Below are 15,149 nucleotides of genomic sequence, written 5' to 3'. Positions count from 1 at the left end.
CCTATGGATTATTGATTTTTAGGACTAATTACCCTAATTTATCAGTCATAGCAAAGGGGAGTAACTTCTTCTTGTCGGTTTATCGTCATTACGGTGCTCATCATATTGCACCCGGTAGCCGAGCACCACAATTTCCTAACCTAGGATTATTGTGTTGTAAGTGAGACCTTGCCAGAAGGCAAGGTTTGCTCATCGTTTACAACCAAAAGATAGTCACTCTAGGTTAAAAACAGTTAAGCGGCTGATGCCTTCTGAGGTGTCAGCCGTTTTTTTTGTAATTAAGGAAATTATATGCACTCTGTTGGTAGCCCTATTTTATGGGGAAGTTTCGCGGTTATCATTCTCATAATGTTGCTTGTTGACCTATTATGGCAAGGCAAACATAAAGACCAAGTTATGTCGATGAAACAAGCGGCGATTTGGAGCACGGTGTGGGTGACGCTAGCATTGATGTTTGCTGGGGGATTTTGGTGGTATCTCAAAGATACGGTAAGCCTTGAATTTGCTAATAGCCAAACAACGGCTTTCTTAACGGGTTATGTATTAGAGAAAGCTTTAGCGGTTGATAACGTATTTGTGTGGTTAATGTTGTTCAGCTATTTTGCGATCCCAGCGAACCTACAAAGACGTGTTTTAGTTTATGGGGTACTCGGTGCGATTATACTGCGTACCATTATGATCTTTGCAGGCAGTTGGCTCGTATCTCAATTTAGTTGGATTCTTTACATTTTTGGCCTGTTCCTTCTCTTTACAGGTATCAAAATGGCTTTTACAAAGGAAGATGGCTCTCCAATTACCGATAAGCCCTTGGTAAAGTGGGTTCGTTCTCATTTACGCATGACTGATGAATTACACGGTGAAAAGTTTTTCATTAAACGAAATGGGTTACTTTTTGCTACACCACTTTTTTTAGTCTTAATCCTTGTTGAAATCAGCGATGTGATTTTTGCGGTAGATAGCATTCCCGCTATTTTTGCTGTCACCACGGATCCGTTTATCGTATTAACCTCAAATCTTTTTGCTATTTTAGGCTTACGTGCAATGTATTTCCTACTGGCTGGGGTCGCTGAAAAATTCACTATGCTTAAGTACGGTTTGGCGGTGATTTTGACCTTTATCGGTGTGAAAATGCTTTTAATGGATATTTATCACATTCCAACGATCATCTCTTTGGGGACGGTTGCAACAATTTTAGTCGCCACTTTAGTGATTAATGTTATCGTTAATAAAAGAAACGCTTCTAACTGCTAATCTTTCACTGCTTAATTAACTCAAGCACTCGGCATAAAAACCGAGTGCTTTTTCTCTTTAACAGACTGAAAAATATCATAGATTTCTCAGTTTCCTATCCTACTATAAGAAACAAAATACAATTAGGATCACAGATATGTAAATATATTGTTAAAATAAAAAAATTATTGTCTATATTTAAAATAATCGCCTTTCCATAAGGTATTTATTCCTTATACTGGCAGAGCAAACACATTTAATTCCTAATAAAGATAAATAATGTATGGGTCTCTTATGGAAACAAACAAAACAGGGTTATGGCAGGTTATTACGAGCGGTAGCTTAGTTAAGCAAATACTCGTAGGCCTGATCGCAGGTATTTTATTGGCATGGTTATGGCCATCAGCAGCAAAAAATGTTGGGTTATTGGGCGATTTGTTTGTTAGTGCGCTAAAAGCGGTTGCTCCTATACTCGTTTGGGTACTGGTCATGGCATCCATTGCGAATCATCGCAAAGGGCAAAAAACCAATATCCGTCCTATCTTAGTATTGTATATATTAGGTACGTTCTTCGCGGCGTTGGTAGCCGTTATTGGTTCTTTTATATTCCCATCCAGACTGGTATTAGCACTCGGTGATACTCAGTTAACACCTCCTGGAAATATTGCAGAAGTGCTTAAAGGCTTGTTAGTGAATATTTTTGCTAACCCAGTCGATGCATTGATCAAGGGGAACTATATCGGGATCCTCGCATGGGCGATTGGTTTAGGTATCGCTTTACGCCATGCTAGCGAGACGACTAAGAACCTGATTCAAGACTTCTCAGAAAGTGTGACACAGCTTGTTAGAGTGGTGATCCGCTTAGCGCCTCTTGGGATTTTTGGTCTCGTTTCTTCAACAATCGCAATAACAGGTTTTGCAACATTAAAAGGCTACTTCCATGTTCTCGCTGTGCTTATTGGTTGTATGCTGATTGTGGCATTAGTTGTTAACCCTCTGATTGTATATTGGAAAATTAAACGTAATCCGTATCCACTCGTTTTCGCATGTTTACGTGAAAGTGGTGTAACCGCCTTCTTTACGCGTAGCTCTGCTGCAAACATTCCAGTGAATATGGGGATGTGTCGTCGCATGAATTTGCATGAAGATACCTACTCGGTTTCTATTCCTCTGGGTGCGACGATCAATATGGGCGGGGCTGCGGTTACCATTACAGTACTGACCTTAGCGGCAGTGCATACTTTAGGGATCCCTGTTGATATTCCGACAGCGCTCTTACTGAGTGTGGTTGCTGCGGTTTGCGCATGTGGTGCTTCTGGTGTTGCTGGTGGCTCCTTACTGCTCATTCCATTAGCCTGTAACATGTTTGGTATTTCGAACGAAATCGCTATGCAAGTAGTTGCTGTTGGGGTGATGATTGGTGTGCTGCAAGATTCAGCAGAAACAGCACTTAACTCTTCGACTGATGTACTATTTACAGCAGCGGTTTGCCTTGCTGAAGATGAGAAATTGGCTGATCCTACAGCGCAATTATCACAAAAAGACTAGTTTAGTCTCGATAAATATCCATAGAAAAACCCGCTGACGGATAGCGGGTTTTTTATAGGTTAGCATTATAAATATGGCGCTTTTTATAGCTGATAGGCTACTTTCATTCCTTGTTCAATTGCTCTTCTTGCATCAAGCTCAGCAGCGACATCAGCGCCACCAATGACGTGAGCTTGAATCCCATGCTCTGCGAGAGGCTCTTTTAATGGGTGATATGGCTCTTGGCCTGCACAAAGAATGACATTATCGACGGGGAGGCAATGTATTTTATCTTGATAGCGAATATGCAAGCCATCATCATCAACTCGCATATATTCAACACCATTAAACATCTGCACGCCACGCTTCATGAGTGATAAACGATGAACCCAGCCTGTGGTTTTACCTAGCCCAGCGCCAACTTTACTGTTTTTGCGTTGTAACAAATAGAGTTGGCGAGAAGAGGGGATAGGATGAGGAGATTGGCTCAATATTCCTCCGGTCGAATTGATGCTGGTATCAATATTCCACTCTTGATTAAATAACGATATATTCAAACTGCTGCTTGGGCCTTTTTGGCTTAAAAACTCAGCAATATCAAAGCCAATTCCCCCGGCACCAATGATAGCAGCTGAACGGCCTACCATGCGCTTTCCAGTTAGTACATCAATATAGGAGAGTACCTTCTCGTGTTCACGCCCTTCTAGATTAATGGTTCTGGGCACAACCCCCGTTGCAATAACAACTTCATCGTAACCAATAAGGTCACGAATATGCGCTTGATGTTCAAGCTTGACTTCAATATTTAGAATTTCCAGTTGGCGGCAGAAATAGCGGATTGTTTCGTGGAACTCCTCTTTTCCGGGGATCTGTTTAGCCATATTAAATTGGCCACCAATTTGATTGGCTTTTTCAAATAAAGTCACTTTATGACCGCGCTTGGCTGCATAAATGGCACAAGAGAGTCCGGCAGGGCCTGCACCAACAATGGCTACTGTTTTTATTTGTGTCGCCTGTTCATCGGGATAATTCAATTCTTTTACGGCCCGAGGATTCACTAGGCAGGTAGCGAGCTTGCCATTAAAAATTTGATCAAGGCAGGCTTGATTGCAGCCAATGCAAGTATTGATTTCATCAGCACGATTTTCTTGTGCTTTCCGAACAAATGCTTCGTCGGCAAGGAATGGGCGAGCCATCGATACCATATCCGCTTGACCTGAACTAATGATCCGTTCGGCAACAAAGGGATCGTTGATCCTATTCGTTGTGATCAAAGGAATGGTGACTTTTCCCATTAATTTTTCTGTTACCCAGCTAAATGCATGACGTGGTACTTGTGTTGCAATAGTTGGGATCCTCGCTTCATGCCAACCAATACCTGTGTTGATCATTGTTGCGCCAGCTTGCTCAATCGCTTTCGCTAAATATTCAATTTCTTCCCAGTTGGAACCTTCCTCTACGAGATCTAACATTGAGAGGCGATAAATAATGATAAAGTTTTCACCCACTGCCTGACGGATTTTACTGACAATTTCGAGAGGGAAACGGATCCTATTATCGTAGCTTCCTCCCCATTCATCAGTTCTATGGTTTGTGCGCTTGGCGATAAATTGATTAATAAGGTAGCCTTCTGAGCCCATTATTTCGACGCCATCATAGCCTGCTTGCTGTGCGAGTTTTGCTGTGGTGACAAAATCATTAATCGTTTTATTAATTTGTTCTGTTGTGAGAGCGTTGGGGGTAAATGGAATGATCTCAGCTTGGATGGCACTAGGGGCAACAATATGAGGATGAAAACCATAACGACCCGCATGTAAGATCTGCAAAGCAATTTTACCGTCAGCGCTGTGTACTGCTTGGGTGATTTCTTGGTGAAAAGGCAACTGTTCCGGAGTATTGAGCACCGCGCCATGAGCGGTTAAGGCACCTTCTTTATTTGGTGCGATCCCTCCTGTAATTATTAAGCTAACACCATTTTCTGCGCGTAACCGATAAAAATGAGCCAAACGCTGGCTTCCTTCCGGATGTTCTTCAAGCCCCGTATGCATGGAACCCATTAAAATACGGTTTTTTAGTACTGTGTGCCCCAAATTCAGTGGGGTAAAAAGATGTGGAAAATTGCTCATATTTTTGCTCCCCTGCGGGATTTTATTAACAGGTCAGATGAGTTAACTCTAGCGCAATGATGGGGACAATAGAAAAATATGTTAAAAAAATGTGATATTTATCATATGATTTATTGGTAAATTGCAGGTAGTCTAGGTCGGCACAGACGATTTTATTTTTTTGTCATAATTGGCGTGTAAAACAGGGTGGCTATTAGGGAACTTAACCAGTAAAGCTATTTTACCATTGTACGAAAAAGGATGGTTACGATGAAAACGATTTGCGAGGCTATAGAACTTGAAGGGGGCTTTGTAAAACTGGAGCTGCTATCCCACCAATATGACTCTGAGTTTATGGAAATTATTCAAAGAGATAGTTTACATAAACTATGGTATACCTCAGTACCTGAACCAGAAAACCTTGCTAAAGATGTTGAACGGCGTTTAAAGCTATATCAGCAACAAGAAATGTTACCTTTTGCAGTGATGAATAAAAAATCAGGTAAAGCTGTTGGGATGACCGCCTACAATAAAATTGACCAAGAGACTCGTCGAGTTGAAATTGGTGCAACCTGGTATAGTCGAGAAGTTCAACGAACTGCAATTAATACAGAAGCGAAATTCTTGTTACTCCAACACGCGTTTGAAACCTTATCTTGCGTTGCCGTGGAATTTAGAACTCATTTTTTAAATCAGCAAAGTCGAAGGGCGATAGAGAGACTGGGCGCTAAACTTGACGGGGTACTAAGAAGTCATATGTATACTCGTACTGGTGAATTACGGGATACCTGCGTATACAGTATTATTGCGTCAGAGTGGCCATCGATAAAACACCATCTACAGTGGCAATTGGAGAAACCTCGCTAGTAGCCATTCGCTGAGTTTATAAAAAATAAGTCTCTGTGATTAATCAATAAGAGAGGTTGGTTAATCGGTGCTGTTTTCTGTTTAAGAAATAGTCATTATCAATTAAATCGTTTGATTTTTATATAGTTAGACTAATTTTTTTGATTTTTTATGCATAGCATTTGGTTGTTATCAGTGCTGAGTTGTAAAAATACTTGTTTAAAAGGCAGAGGGAAGAGGGATAAATGCGGCTCTTTGAACAAGAGTTATCATTTTGAGTAATGATATCTTGCTGAATGATAAAGCAGAAAATGGAATTGCGTAGAAAATCACCATACAGTTTTGAAAGACTAGACCTGAGAGAAAACAGCACGTATAATCGCTTCAACTTTGGCCCCTTAGCTCAGTTGGTTAGAGCAGTCGACTCATAATCGATTGGTCACTGGTTCAAGTCCAGTAGGGGCCACCAAATTTTAGCTGTTAAATCAGCGCATTAAGCCACTTCTTAGCAAGTGGCTTTTTTGTTTCCATCCTATTCCTTTAGTTCAAGAAATCTCTTCACTGAAGTTCTCCCTATCTATTGAAAATAATGAATTTAAACTATTCGCTTTAAGATTAATTAGGTATCCGTTCCAGTTAAGAACCTAATGATAAAAGTATTTCTTTATGCTGCTAATGGGAGTTTGACTTCTACAAGATATGGTTTATTTTTATTTAATTGTCATATATAGACTATCTATTTAAGGTTGGTTGAGTAATATTTATTTTTAAATGAGAAAGAAGTATTCCCATAATCATTAAAACTATTCCTTTATGAGTGTTTAATTAATTATAAAAATCACCATTGAGAATGTTCTTAATAGTGATCAGATTGATAGATTTTATAGGTGTTTCGTGATGACAACTTTGTTGTATGTTTAATCATGCACATTGGTTTAAAGAAAATATCCTCATAAAAATCACGATTAATTTTAAAAAGCATATATCTGTTAAGATTTTAAATTATATTATTAATAAAAATTTAAAGTGAGAAAGAAATATTTTTATATAAAGAAGTGTTTTTCTTGTTAATTGGTCTAATTTTTTATAATTAATGGAATTTAAAAATATATTATGGCATTTGTATGGTATTTAAATCTATTTAGTTATCCTTTATTGCGTTTTTGTAGGCTGTAATTGTAGGTTTTCGTATTTTTATAGTTGTTTTTACCTATGTGGTTATTGTTCTATGGTGAGATTAGTCTTAAATGGTGTTTTTTTATTTTTTTGAAATCTTTTGTAATAAGTTTGTTTTAATTTATTCTGACTTATTAAGTTCATAATTATTAATGAGTATTTTTAATTTTATAATTTAACTATTACAACTTTAAAGGGTTTTTGGGGAATTTTAAGCTATTGAATATTTAAAATTGCTGGAATATTATTAATCCCGAATTAGGTGTAACGACGATTGAAATATATTGTTTAAATTTAGTTTGCACATAAATGTATATAAAGTGTTGTCCTCCCAGGTTTTACTTTAATATGGTTGTTGTGCACTCTGAAGTTTAATTTTTTGTCCATGTTACTATTTCTACAATTACAATAATTTATTAACGCTTGGTTACTATATTTTGTGTTGTAGAAATAGTTTCTTTTTGAAAATAACTGTAGGAGTTAGGTAAAAAGCTCCTTAATGTTAAAGCGCCTACCTTAATCATACAATCATAATCTTATCAAGTTGACAAAAGCGAACTGAGAATGAGTGATTTTATAGGTTTGTTATCGGTCGGTATATTTTTACAGCTATAAATATTTGAACGTTTCGATAAATAAATTGTTTTTGATAGCGACTATCTATTTGAATTGCTACCTTGGCGGTATTATTGTTTTCACACAGAAGGAAATGGTGCGATTGTCGTGATATAGCTAATTTAGCAACTTGAACTAGGGAACGAGTATTTCATTACTCAACAGAGGATATTGATAACATATAAGGTTCATGTAATCTCAGTGCTGAATTTTAACTTGGGGTCACTTAACGGGGTCTAGGCTAAAATGACACTGTATCTAAAGCTATCAATGCGTTAATTAACCATAGATGAATAGCAGGCAGTTCAAGTGAAAGCCTAAAGGCATTCACAATAAGCCTCACCGATGAATAAAAAAATCAGCCGGTTGCAAGTACACAATACAATTCAAGAAAGCTACCGCACTGCTGATACTAGACCTTCTGTATAATTCGCGATAGCTCAAGTGCTGTGGGCAAATTTTATTGACCATGACAATTTTGAGAGAAAACCGCTTTCCAATATTTCCTCATAAGACAAAATGAGCTTACTGAAAATGGATAGAGCCATACGTTATCATTAATGTGAAGAAAACCTCGACTTATCAAAAGTAAGAAAATTATTATTTTATAACTTAAATTATGACTTCGACTGTTTTATAAAGTAAGCAACTAAGGCGAATGAGCATAGAGTGCATAACGCTGCAAAACTAATAAAGGTCAACATTTGTGTCGAATTGACTAAAATATATCCACCAATGGCAGGGCCAATAGCCATTCCACCACCAATTACCAAATTTATGTTATTCATGAGCCTACCGCTGGTATCAAGCTGGGAGACCGCTCCCATAATAAAAGGTAAAACAAATGTCCATGTGAATTTAAACAATAAGGCGGCAACAATAAACCGTATTACGGTAGGTGAACCAATCAATAACAAGATACTTGCCATTAATAATCCATATCCTAAAAACACTAATTTATTGGTTTTAAACCGATTAGAAACAGTTGCCGCAATCACCGCACCAACCATACCTAAAATGGTGGCGATCGCTAAAATCTGACCATTCTCTTCAGCATCTAGCCCGCTATTTTGGCCAAATACACCTATGAATGTCCAAACTTGGCTCAAACAAATATAGAAAATGAGTATCGCAATAATGGCCATCGCCTTATTAATAAATGCATTTCGCGGGTGAGTTGATGAGTGATGATGTTGATCTTTTTCCATTATCACATTAGGAAATGCTCGAATTAATGGAAAAAAGATGACCATAAAAGCAGCGAGAATAAAGTAAACGATACGTAATCCGTAGAGTTCAAATAACGGTGGTAAGACAAGTAGTCCAAGTGTACCTAATGCGAGTTGACCTAAAACCCAAAAAGCGTACATGCGGCTCGGGTTTTCTGTTTTTCCGGCACATGAAATACACAGTATCATTAATGTACCACCAGCTAATGATGCTATGACGCGAAAAATTAACAAGGTGATATAGGTGGCCGCGAAAGCAGAGAGTAGGTTACCTATGATAAAAATAATGGCAGAGATAATGGCTATTTTTTGCCAATTAATACGGTTGATCCAATACCAAGCAGGAACAGTTGCAAAGCTCATAGCCCCTAATTCTGCTGAAAAAAGATAACCTATTTTATCGGCCGATAACTGCCATTGAGAGCCCAATTGAGTTGCAACTGCCGGCGCTGTCATCAAAATACCTGGGGCAATGGCCGCAAAAATAATAATTGCGAGTAGTAAACTCAATGAAGATTTTAGGATGACTTTTGGTGGCATGGCATTGACATCTTGTGTGTGCAGCGATTCGTTCATTTAAGCACCTCGTCAATAATAAGCAGTACCTTCGGTGAATGTTAATAAAAAGTTAATAATTACTTGTCGATTTTAGGGTGAAATAACGAAAGGTGACTATCATTCTTAAGAACGAAAAATAGGGCTTTTTTTGTTTTTTAGCGGCAACATCAAGAAATTTGCAGATTATCTGATAGGTTGAATAAACATACATTGGGAAAAGTTAATGGGATTTAAGTTCCCATTAACGTTTAAATAGAGAGGCTGTTTTAGAAATGTTCGCTATGCGATTTTTCTAGCGCGAAGCAGGCTTTTTCTAAGCCCCCTTTGCAGGCCAACTCAAAATAGTAGCGTGCCGCATAAGGAGAAGCATTTTCGACCTCACCTTTTTGCATGAGCCAGCCAAGGTTATATTGTGCATATGCATTGCCCTGTTCTGCTGCACGCATAAACCATTTCTGTGCTTGTTCAATGGAAACAGGAACTCCATCTCCTTGATAGTACATTAAGCCAAGGTTGAGCTGTGCATCTTTATCCCCCAGTTCAGCGCTGGTTTTTGTTTTTTCTGATTCTTCGAGTCGTTGACTTAACAAGTTTATATTATCAATCAAATTAAAATATTCATTTTTTCTTATTTCTAGATATGGGGTTTTATATTGCTTCTTAAAAATATCTAGCACTTAAATTTTATTGTTTAGCGATTTTTATCTCCATTTCGGTAGTTGAATTCCACTTTGAGCAATATCATTAATTTCATTCTAATTTATATTTTTCATCATTTTTTATTGTATTCATGAGTAAATGTCAATAGGTCAGAGGGGGGGCTTTTATTCAAGGATAGTGAATATGAAAAAATAAGTGTTGTAAAGATATTAATAGATAATTTGTATGGTGAGCAGCTATCTTCATAATATGATCTCGAAAATAATAAAGTGAGTGTCATTTAATGATGATTTCTCTAAAGGTGATGAAGTTAGCAATAATGATTTTTTAATTAAGAATAGCTCTGTAAGAATATAAATAAAAAACGTGAAGTGAAAATAAACTTCTGTTTTATTTAATCCTAAACAATTAGTTTGATTAGAACAATATTACAGATATTGCAAAATATTATATCTAAAATTGAAGTGTTAATTAAAATTACCACGCTATTCAATGCATTGATTTTATTGAGTTTATTTTATTTTGTTGGATTGATGGATTTTTCCATATATTTTTTTCGTTAAGTGTTATTACTTAACCTCTGAAAAAATATGAATTTCAGAATTATAAATCTAATTTTAAATCTTTTTGGGATTCTTGTAATATATAATTCTGGTCTAATTTGTATTCTCTTAATAGGAATGTTGAATGTACCAAGCTAATGTGGTTTTTTGTGTTTGAATTACTCATTATTTGGATATTTAACTTATATCAATAACTGCTTGGTAGATATAGCTTTGTTTGATTTTGAGCAGCAGGTACAGTAAATTTATCTGCAACAGAGCAAGGCGTAAATATTTTCGTGCAAGCGGGCTTTAATAAATGAAGTTTGTTGTATCAGGAATTGAGGGCCTAATATGATAGTGGAACATGAAGTGTCAAAAAATATTTTTATGATTGCTGTTGGTAAAGAGATATTTCGTTTAAGGAAAAAGAGAGGGTTAACAGGAAAACAGTTAGCTGAAAAACTAAATGTCTCGCAGCAGCAAATATCTCGATATGAAAGAGGTGTGTGTAATATTAATGTTGATACCCTCTTTGTTATTTTGCATGAATTGGATTGTAGTTTAAGTAATTTCTTTAGTGCTGTTTATCTTAATGTTAATGATACAGAAAAAAAAGTTGGTTCTCATTATATTAATTTGTTTTTACCTCCATCTCCTTACTATAAAGGTGAGGATGCTTTTTCAGTAAAGATGAATAATTTGGTTGGCTAATTATAGTCGGCCAAATAATAAACTATTAAAGATTTATGTTTAACTGAGAATAAATAAAATACTTTCTGTTCTCAGAAAGTATTTTATTTGTTTTTATTTATTATTTAATAAATAAATTCTATTAATTATTTAACCAAGTGAGCTAATTAATAGCTTACTTTTTTTAGTGTTCATCGTAAAGGCGTAACCAATATGAAAAAGATTCTTTTAGCAACTCTGATTTCTGGCGCAATGAGCGCATCAGCTATGGCTGCTCCAGTCAGCGCAGGTCAAGGTACTGTGACATTCTACGGCTCAATCATTGAAGCCGCATGTGGTATCGCGCCAGAGTCTACAGACCAAACGGTTAACCTAGGTCAGGTAGCATCAGCACAATTAGCCGATGGTGGTACTTCTCGTCCAGTGCCATTCACTATTGAGCTGGTTGACTGTGATACAACCACGCTGACAGACAATACGGCGACCGTCACCTTTACGGGTGGTGTGAATCCTAACTTAGCTGATTCACTGGCTATTCAAGGTCAAGCATCTGGCGCAGGTGTTCAAATTGCAGGTCTGGGTGGTGTACCAGTGAAATTAGATGGCTCTGCTGGAACTGACTTAAAAATTCAAAATGGTGATAACTCACTGCTGTTCTCTGCTTATTTGAAAGGTGATGGCAAAACTATTGTTCCAGGTGAATTTACAGCACTCGCTAACTTCACAATGAGCTACGAGTAATCAGAACACTAGTGTGTTATTCAAAGGAGGGTAAAACCATGGGGTGTCAAGCTGTATTCGGATGGAGTGTATTACTCCTCACTACGAGTTTTACCTCACCTTTGGTGCACGCAGCTGGGCAAGGTGCAGGTACGGTGACTATGAACGGTGAAATCACCGATGCTGCCTGCACAATTGCCATGGAATCACGTGACCAAATCATTGATATGGGTGTGTTGCCGATTGGTACGATCCGTCAAGAAGGCCAAGGCCCCAAACAAGATTTTGAAATTCAATTAGTTAATTGTGATTTAGTCAAACACAGTGATCCGACTCAAACTTGGCGTGCCTTGCGCATGACCTTTGATGGACCTTCCGATAACGGGTTGTTTCAAGTATTTGGTGAAGCGCGCGGCGTAGGGTTACTTATGCAAGATGCACAATCGCGTCAAGTGGTACCGGGGGAAGCATCTCCGGAGCAAGATATTGTACCGCCGAGTATGCGATTAGCTTATCAATTACGGTTAGTCTCTGACTCTCGCCCACTAAGAGCAGGATATTACCAAAGCTTGATCCGTTTTAAAGTCGATTATTACTAATTAAGCCGGTTGAATTTATTTTTCTCTTTATTGTTATTGTGAATGTTCACGAGGGATATTTTTTATGTCTTCACCAAAGGCTACTTATTTTCGCCTTGCATTGCTGTCGCTGTCCATTGCGTTTGCTTTGGGTGAAAGTCAGATAGCATTGGCATCATCTGATGTTATCCAATTCAATATGGATGTATTGGATGTGGAAGACAAAAAAAATATCAATCTAGAACATTTTTCGCGTGCTGGTTATGTGATGCCAGGAACCTATAGCTTAGCGCTTAAGGTCAATGACGATACGTTACCAGAAGTGAAAGTACCATTTTATCCCCCTGAGAATGATCCTCAAGGCAGTGAGCCGTGCTTATCACCCGATATCACTGCCCAATTAGGGCTGACCGCAGACAGCTTGAAAAAGCTGACATGGTGGCACGATGACCAATGCTTAAATTTGGAAAGTTTGCCGGGAATACAGGTGCGTGGGGATCTCTCAACTTCATCCTTATACGTGAGTATTCCACAAGCTTACATGGAGTATACGGCTCCTAATTGGGATCCACCATCGCGTTGGGATGAAGGGATTGCTGCGATTTTGTTGGATTACAACATTAACGGTAACACTTATCGCCCGCACAACAAAGGTCATAATACCTACACCTTAAACGGTAACGGGGTGGCGGGGGTAAACTTAGGTGCATGGCGTTTTCGTGCAGATTGGCAAGGCCGTTTAAATCATGCAACAGGCTCAAACCAAGCTATCAATCGTGATTTTCAATGGAATCGATTTTACGCCTTTCGTGCGCTGCCGGCTCTCGGAGCCAAACTGATTTTGGGTGAAGATTACCTGAACTCAAATATGTTTGATTCATTCCGTTTTATTGGCGCCAGTTTGCGCTCGGATTTGAACATGTTGCCGCCGAATTTACGCGGTTACGCACCGGAAGTAACAGGGATCGCACAATCCAATGCGACGGTGACGATAAGCCAGCAAGGGCGTGTGATTTATACCGAACAAGTGGCACCGGGGCCGTTTCGTATTCAAAACTTGAGCGATGCGATTAGTGGTACGTTGGACGTCAAAATTGAAGAGCAAGATGGTACGGTACAAGAGTATCAACTCGATACAGCTAACTTACCTTACCTAACTCGTCCGGGACAGCTTCAATATAAGTTGGCATTGGGTCAGCCGAATGATGTTAACCGGCACAAAGAGGGTGATAACTTTATCACTGGTGAGTTTTCGTGGGGGGTGAATAACGGTTGGTCACTGTTCAGTGGTTTGCTTGGCAGCAAAAACTACCAAGCGATTTCAGCGGGTATTGGTCGAGACTTACTGGCGTTCGGTGCGTTGTCATTCGATGTGACTCAGTCGTTTGCGCGTTTGGCAGGTGAAAACACTATTAACGGTGGATCTTATCGTGTCAGCTACGCAAAACGTTTTGATGCTATTGATAGTCAAATTCAATTCGCGGGTTATCGCTTCTCGGAGCGAGACTTTATGAGTATGTCAGACTTCTTACAGGCAAGGAAAACAGGTATTCGTTATGGTGGTAGCAAAGAGCTGTACACCATTTCACTGAGCAAAAATTTCCGTGATATCGGTATGTCTGTGTATTTGAACTACAACCACCAAACCTATTGGGATCGACCGGAAAACAACTATTACAGCCTGACGTTATCCAAATATTTTGATGTGGGAACGATTAAGAATGTCAGCGTTAACCTGTCGGCAAACCGCAGTATGTATAACGGGGTGACGGATGACAGTATTTATTTATCGACCTCATTTCCGCTGAGTAATGGTGCTAATGTGGGGTATTCCTTAAATAGCAGCCGTTATGACACGGTCAATCGAGTGACTTACCATGACCGCATTGATGAGCGTACCAATTATCAATTGGGCGTAGGATCAAACCGTAAAGGAGCGAGTGGAACTGCGTATCTGACTCACCAAGGCGATACCGCGCGAGTCTCGGGTAATGCGAGTTACGCCAATAACCAATATACCGCGTTTGGATTATCAGCAACTGGTGGGATCACGCTGACGGCAGAAGGTGGTGGTGTACATCGCATGAGCATCCCTGGAGGAACCCGTTTACTGGTGGACACCGATGGCATTGCTAATGTGCCTGTCAAAGGGTTTGGAGCTCCGGTTACCACCAATATGTTTGGTAAAGCGGTGGTTGGTGACATGAACAGTTACTACCGCAGCAAGGCACAAATTGACTTGAACGCGCTGCCAGATGATGTGGATGCACAGCAATCGGTGGTGCAAGTGACCTTAACCGAAGGGGCGGTGGGTTACCGCGAATTTGCGGTTGTGGCAGGGCAAAAAGCGATGACGGTGTTGCGCTTACCGGATGGCAGTTACCCTCCGTTTGGGGCGCAAATATTCAATACAAAAGGCCAAAGCACCGGCATCGTAGGGGATAGCGGCAGTGCGTATATCAGCGGTATTGAACCAAATTCCCTAATGACCATACAGTGGGGAGACGAGGACGGATGCCAAGTGGCTTTCCCTGAGAGTATCGATATCAACAATCCATCGCTGTTGTTGCAGTGTACTCCGCTAGCAGCAAAGCAGTTAGCGCAGCGATAACACGCGTTAGCACGGTATGAACAGAATTTGCGGTGACGCGATGGTGTCTCCGAGATGAC

The 15,149-nt window shown here is 39.2% G+C and carries 10 protein-coding genes and 1 tRNA gene; 8 read left to right on the top strand and 3 right to left on the bottom strand.

Annotation, left to right across the window (positions count from 1 at the left end):
• The first annotated feature begins 291 nt into the window (after nucleotides 1-291).
• A complete protein-coding gene (locus tag I3B46_RS17755; RefSeq protein WP_053109761.1) occupies nucleotides 292-1,251 on the top strand; it encodes a TerC family protein in 960 nt (319 codons plus the stop codon).
• A 273-nt stretch (nucleotides 1,252-1,524) separates the two neighbouring features.
• On the top strand, nucleotides 1,525-2,778 hold the full coding sequence (gene sstT / locus I3B46_RS17750) for a serine/threonine transporter SstT (protein WP_036943096.1): 1,254 nt from the start codon (nucleotides 1,525-1,527) through the stop codon (nucleotides 2,776-2,778).
• Nucleotides 2,779-2,861: 83 nt separating this feature from the next.
• On the opposite strand, the gene I3B46_RS17745 is transcribed toward sstT, so the two are convergent.
• Nucleotides 2,862-4,883, bottom strand: a complete 2,022-nt coding sequence (locus tag I3B46_RS17745; protein ID WP_102780818.1) for an NADPH-dependent 2,4-dienoyl-CoA reductase — start codon at nucleotides 4,881-4,883, stop codon at nucleotides 2,862-2,864.
• A gap of 249 nt (nucleotides 4,884-5,132) precedes the next feature.
• Between I3B46_RS17745 and I3B46_RS17740 the strand changes: the two genes are divergently transcribed.
• Both I3B46_RS17740 and I3B46_RS17735 read left to right on the top strand, forming a co-directional pair.
• The gene (locus tag I3B46_RS17740) at nucleotides 5,133-5,729 is read left to right on the top strand and encodes a GNAT family N-acetyltransferase (RefSeq protein WP_014657597.1); all 597 of its coding nucleotides are present in this window, start codon (nucleotides 5,133-5,135) and stop codon (nucleotides 5,727-5,729) included.
• 371 nt (nucleotides 5,730-6,100) lie between these two features.
• Nucleotides 6,101-6,177: transfer RNA gene (locus I3B46_RS17735), tRNA-Ile, on the top strand.
• 1,939 nt (nucleotides 6,178-8,116) lie between these two features.
• On the opposite strand, the gene I3B46_RS17730 is transcribed toward I3B46_RS17735, so the two are convergent.
• Both I3B46_RS17730 and I3B46_RS17725 read right to left on the bottom strand, forming a co-directional pair.
• Entirely contained in the window at nucleotides 8,117-9,304 is a 1,188-nt protein-coding gene (locus I3B46_RS17730; protein ID WP_053109755.1) for an MFS transporter, read from the bottom strand.
• Nucleotides 9,305-9,552: 248 nt separating this feature from the next.
• Nucleotides 9,553-9,894, bottom strand: coding sequence for a tetratricopeptide repeat protein (locus I3B46_RS17725; RefSeq protein ID WP_014657599.1), 342 nt, complete (start codon nucleotides 9,892-9,894; stop codon nucleotides 9,553-9,555).
• 966 nt (nucleotides 9,895-10,860) lie between these two features.
• Between I3B46_RS17725 and I3B46_RS17720 the strand changes: the two genes are divergently transcribed.
• The 4 genes from I3B46_RS17720 (at nucleotide 10,861) to I3B46_RS17705 (ending at nucleotide 15,090) form a co-directional block, all read left to right on the top strand.
• The gene (locus I3B46_RS17720; RefSeq protein WP_223854670.1) at nucleotides 10,861-11,202 is read left to right on the top strand and encodes a helix-turn-helix domain-containing protein; all 342 of its coding nucleotides are present in this window, start codon (nucleotides 10,861-10,863) and stop codon (nucleotides 11,200-11,202) included.
• A gap of 192 nt (nucleotides 11,203-11,394) precedes the next feature.
• On the top strand, nucleotides 11,395-11,922 hold the full coding sequence (locus I3B46_RS17715; RefSeq protein ID WP_014657601.1) for a fimbrial protein: 528 nt from the start codon (nucleotides 11,395-11,397) through the stop codon (nucleotides 11,920-11,922).
• 38 nt (nucleotides 11,923-11,960) lie between these two features.
• Entirely contained in the window at nucleotides 11,961-12,500 is a 540-nt protein-coding gene (locus I3B46_RS17710) for a fimbrial protein (RefSeq protein WP_060561394.1), read from the top strand.
• A gap of 64 nt (nucleotides 12,501-12,564) precedes the next feature.
• Nucleotides 12,565-15,090: an outer membrane usher protein gene (locus tag I3B46_RS17705; protein WP_060561395.1), complete on the top strand. Its 2,526-nt coding sequence runs from the start codon at nucleotides 12,565-12,567 to the stop codon at nucleotides 15,088-15,090.
• Nucleotides 15,091-15,149: the final 59 nt, after the last annotated feature.

The sequence above is a fragment of the Providencia sp. 2.29 genome, assembly GCF_015832305.1.
Classification (GTDB): domain Bacteria; phylum Pseudomonadota; class Gammaproteobacteria; order Enterobacterales; family Enterobacteriaceae; genus Providencia; species Providencia stuartii.
Note: the sequence above shows the minus strand (reverse complement) of the source record. Positions and strands in the feature narration are given on the sequence as shown.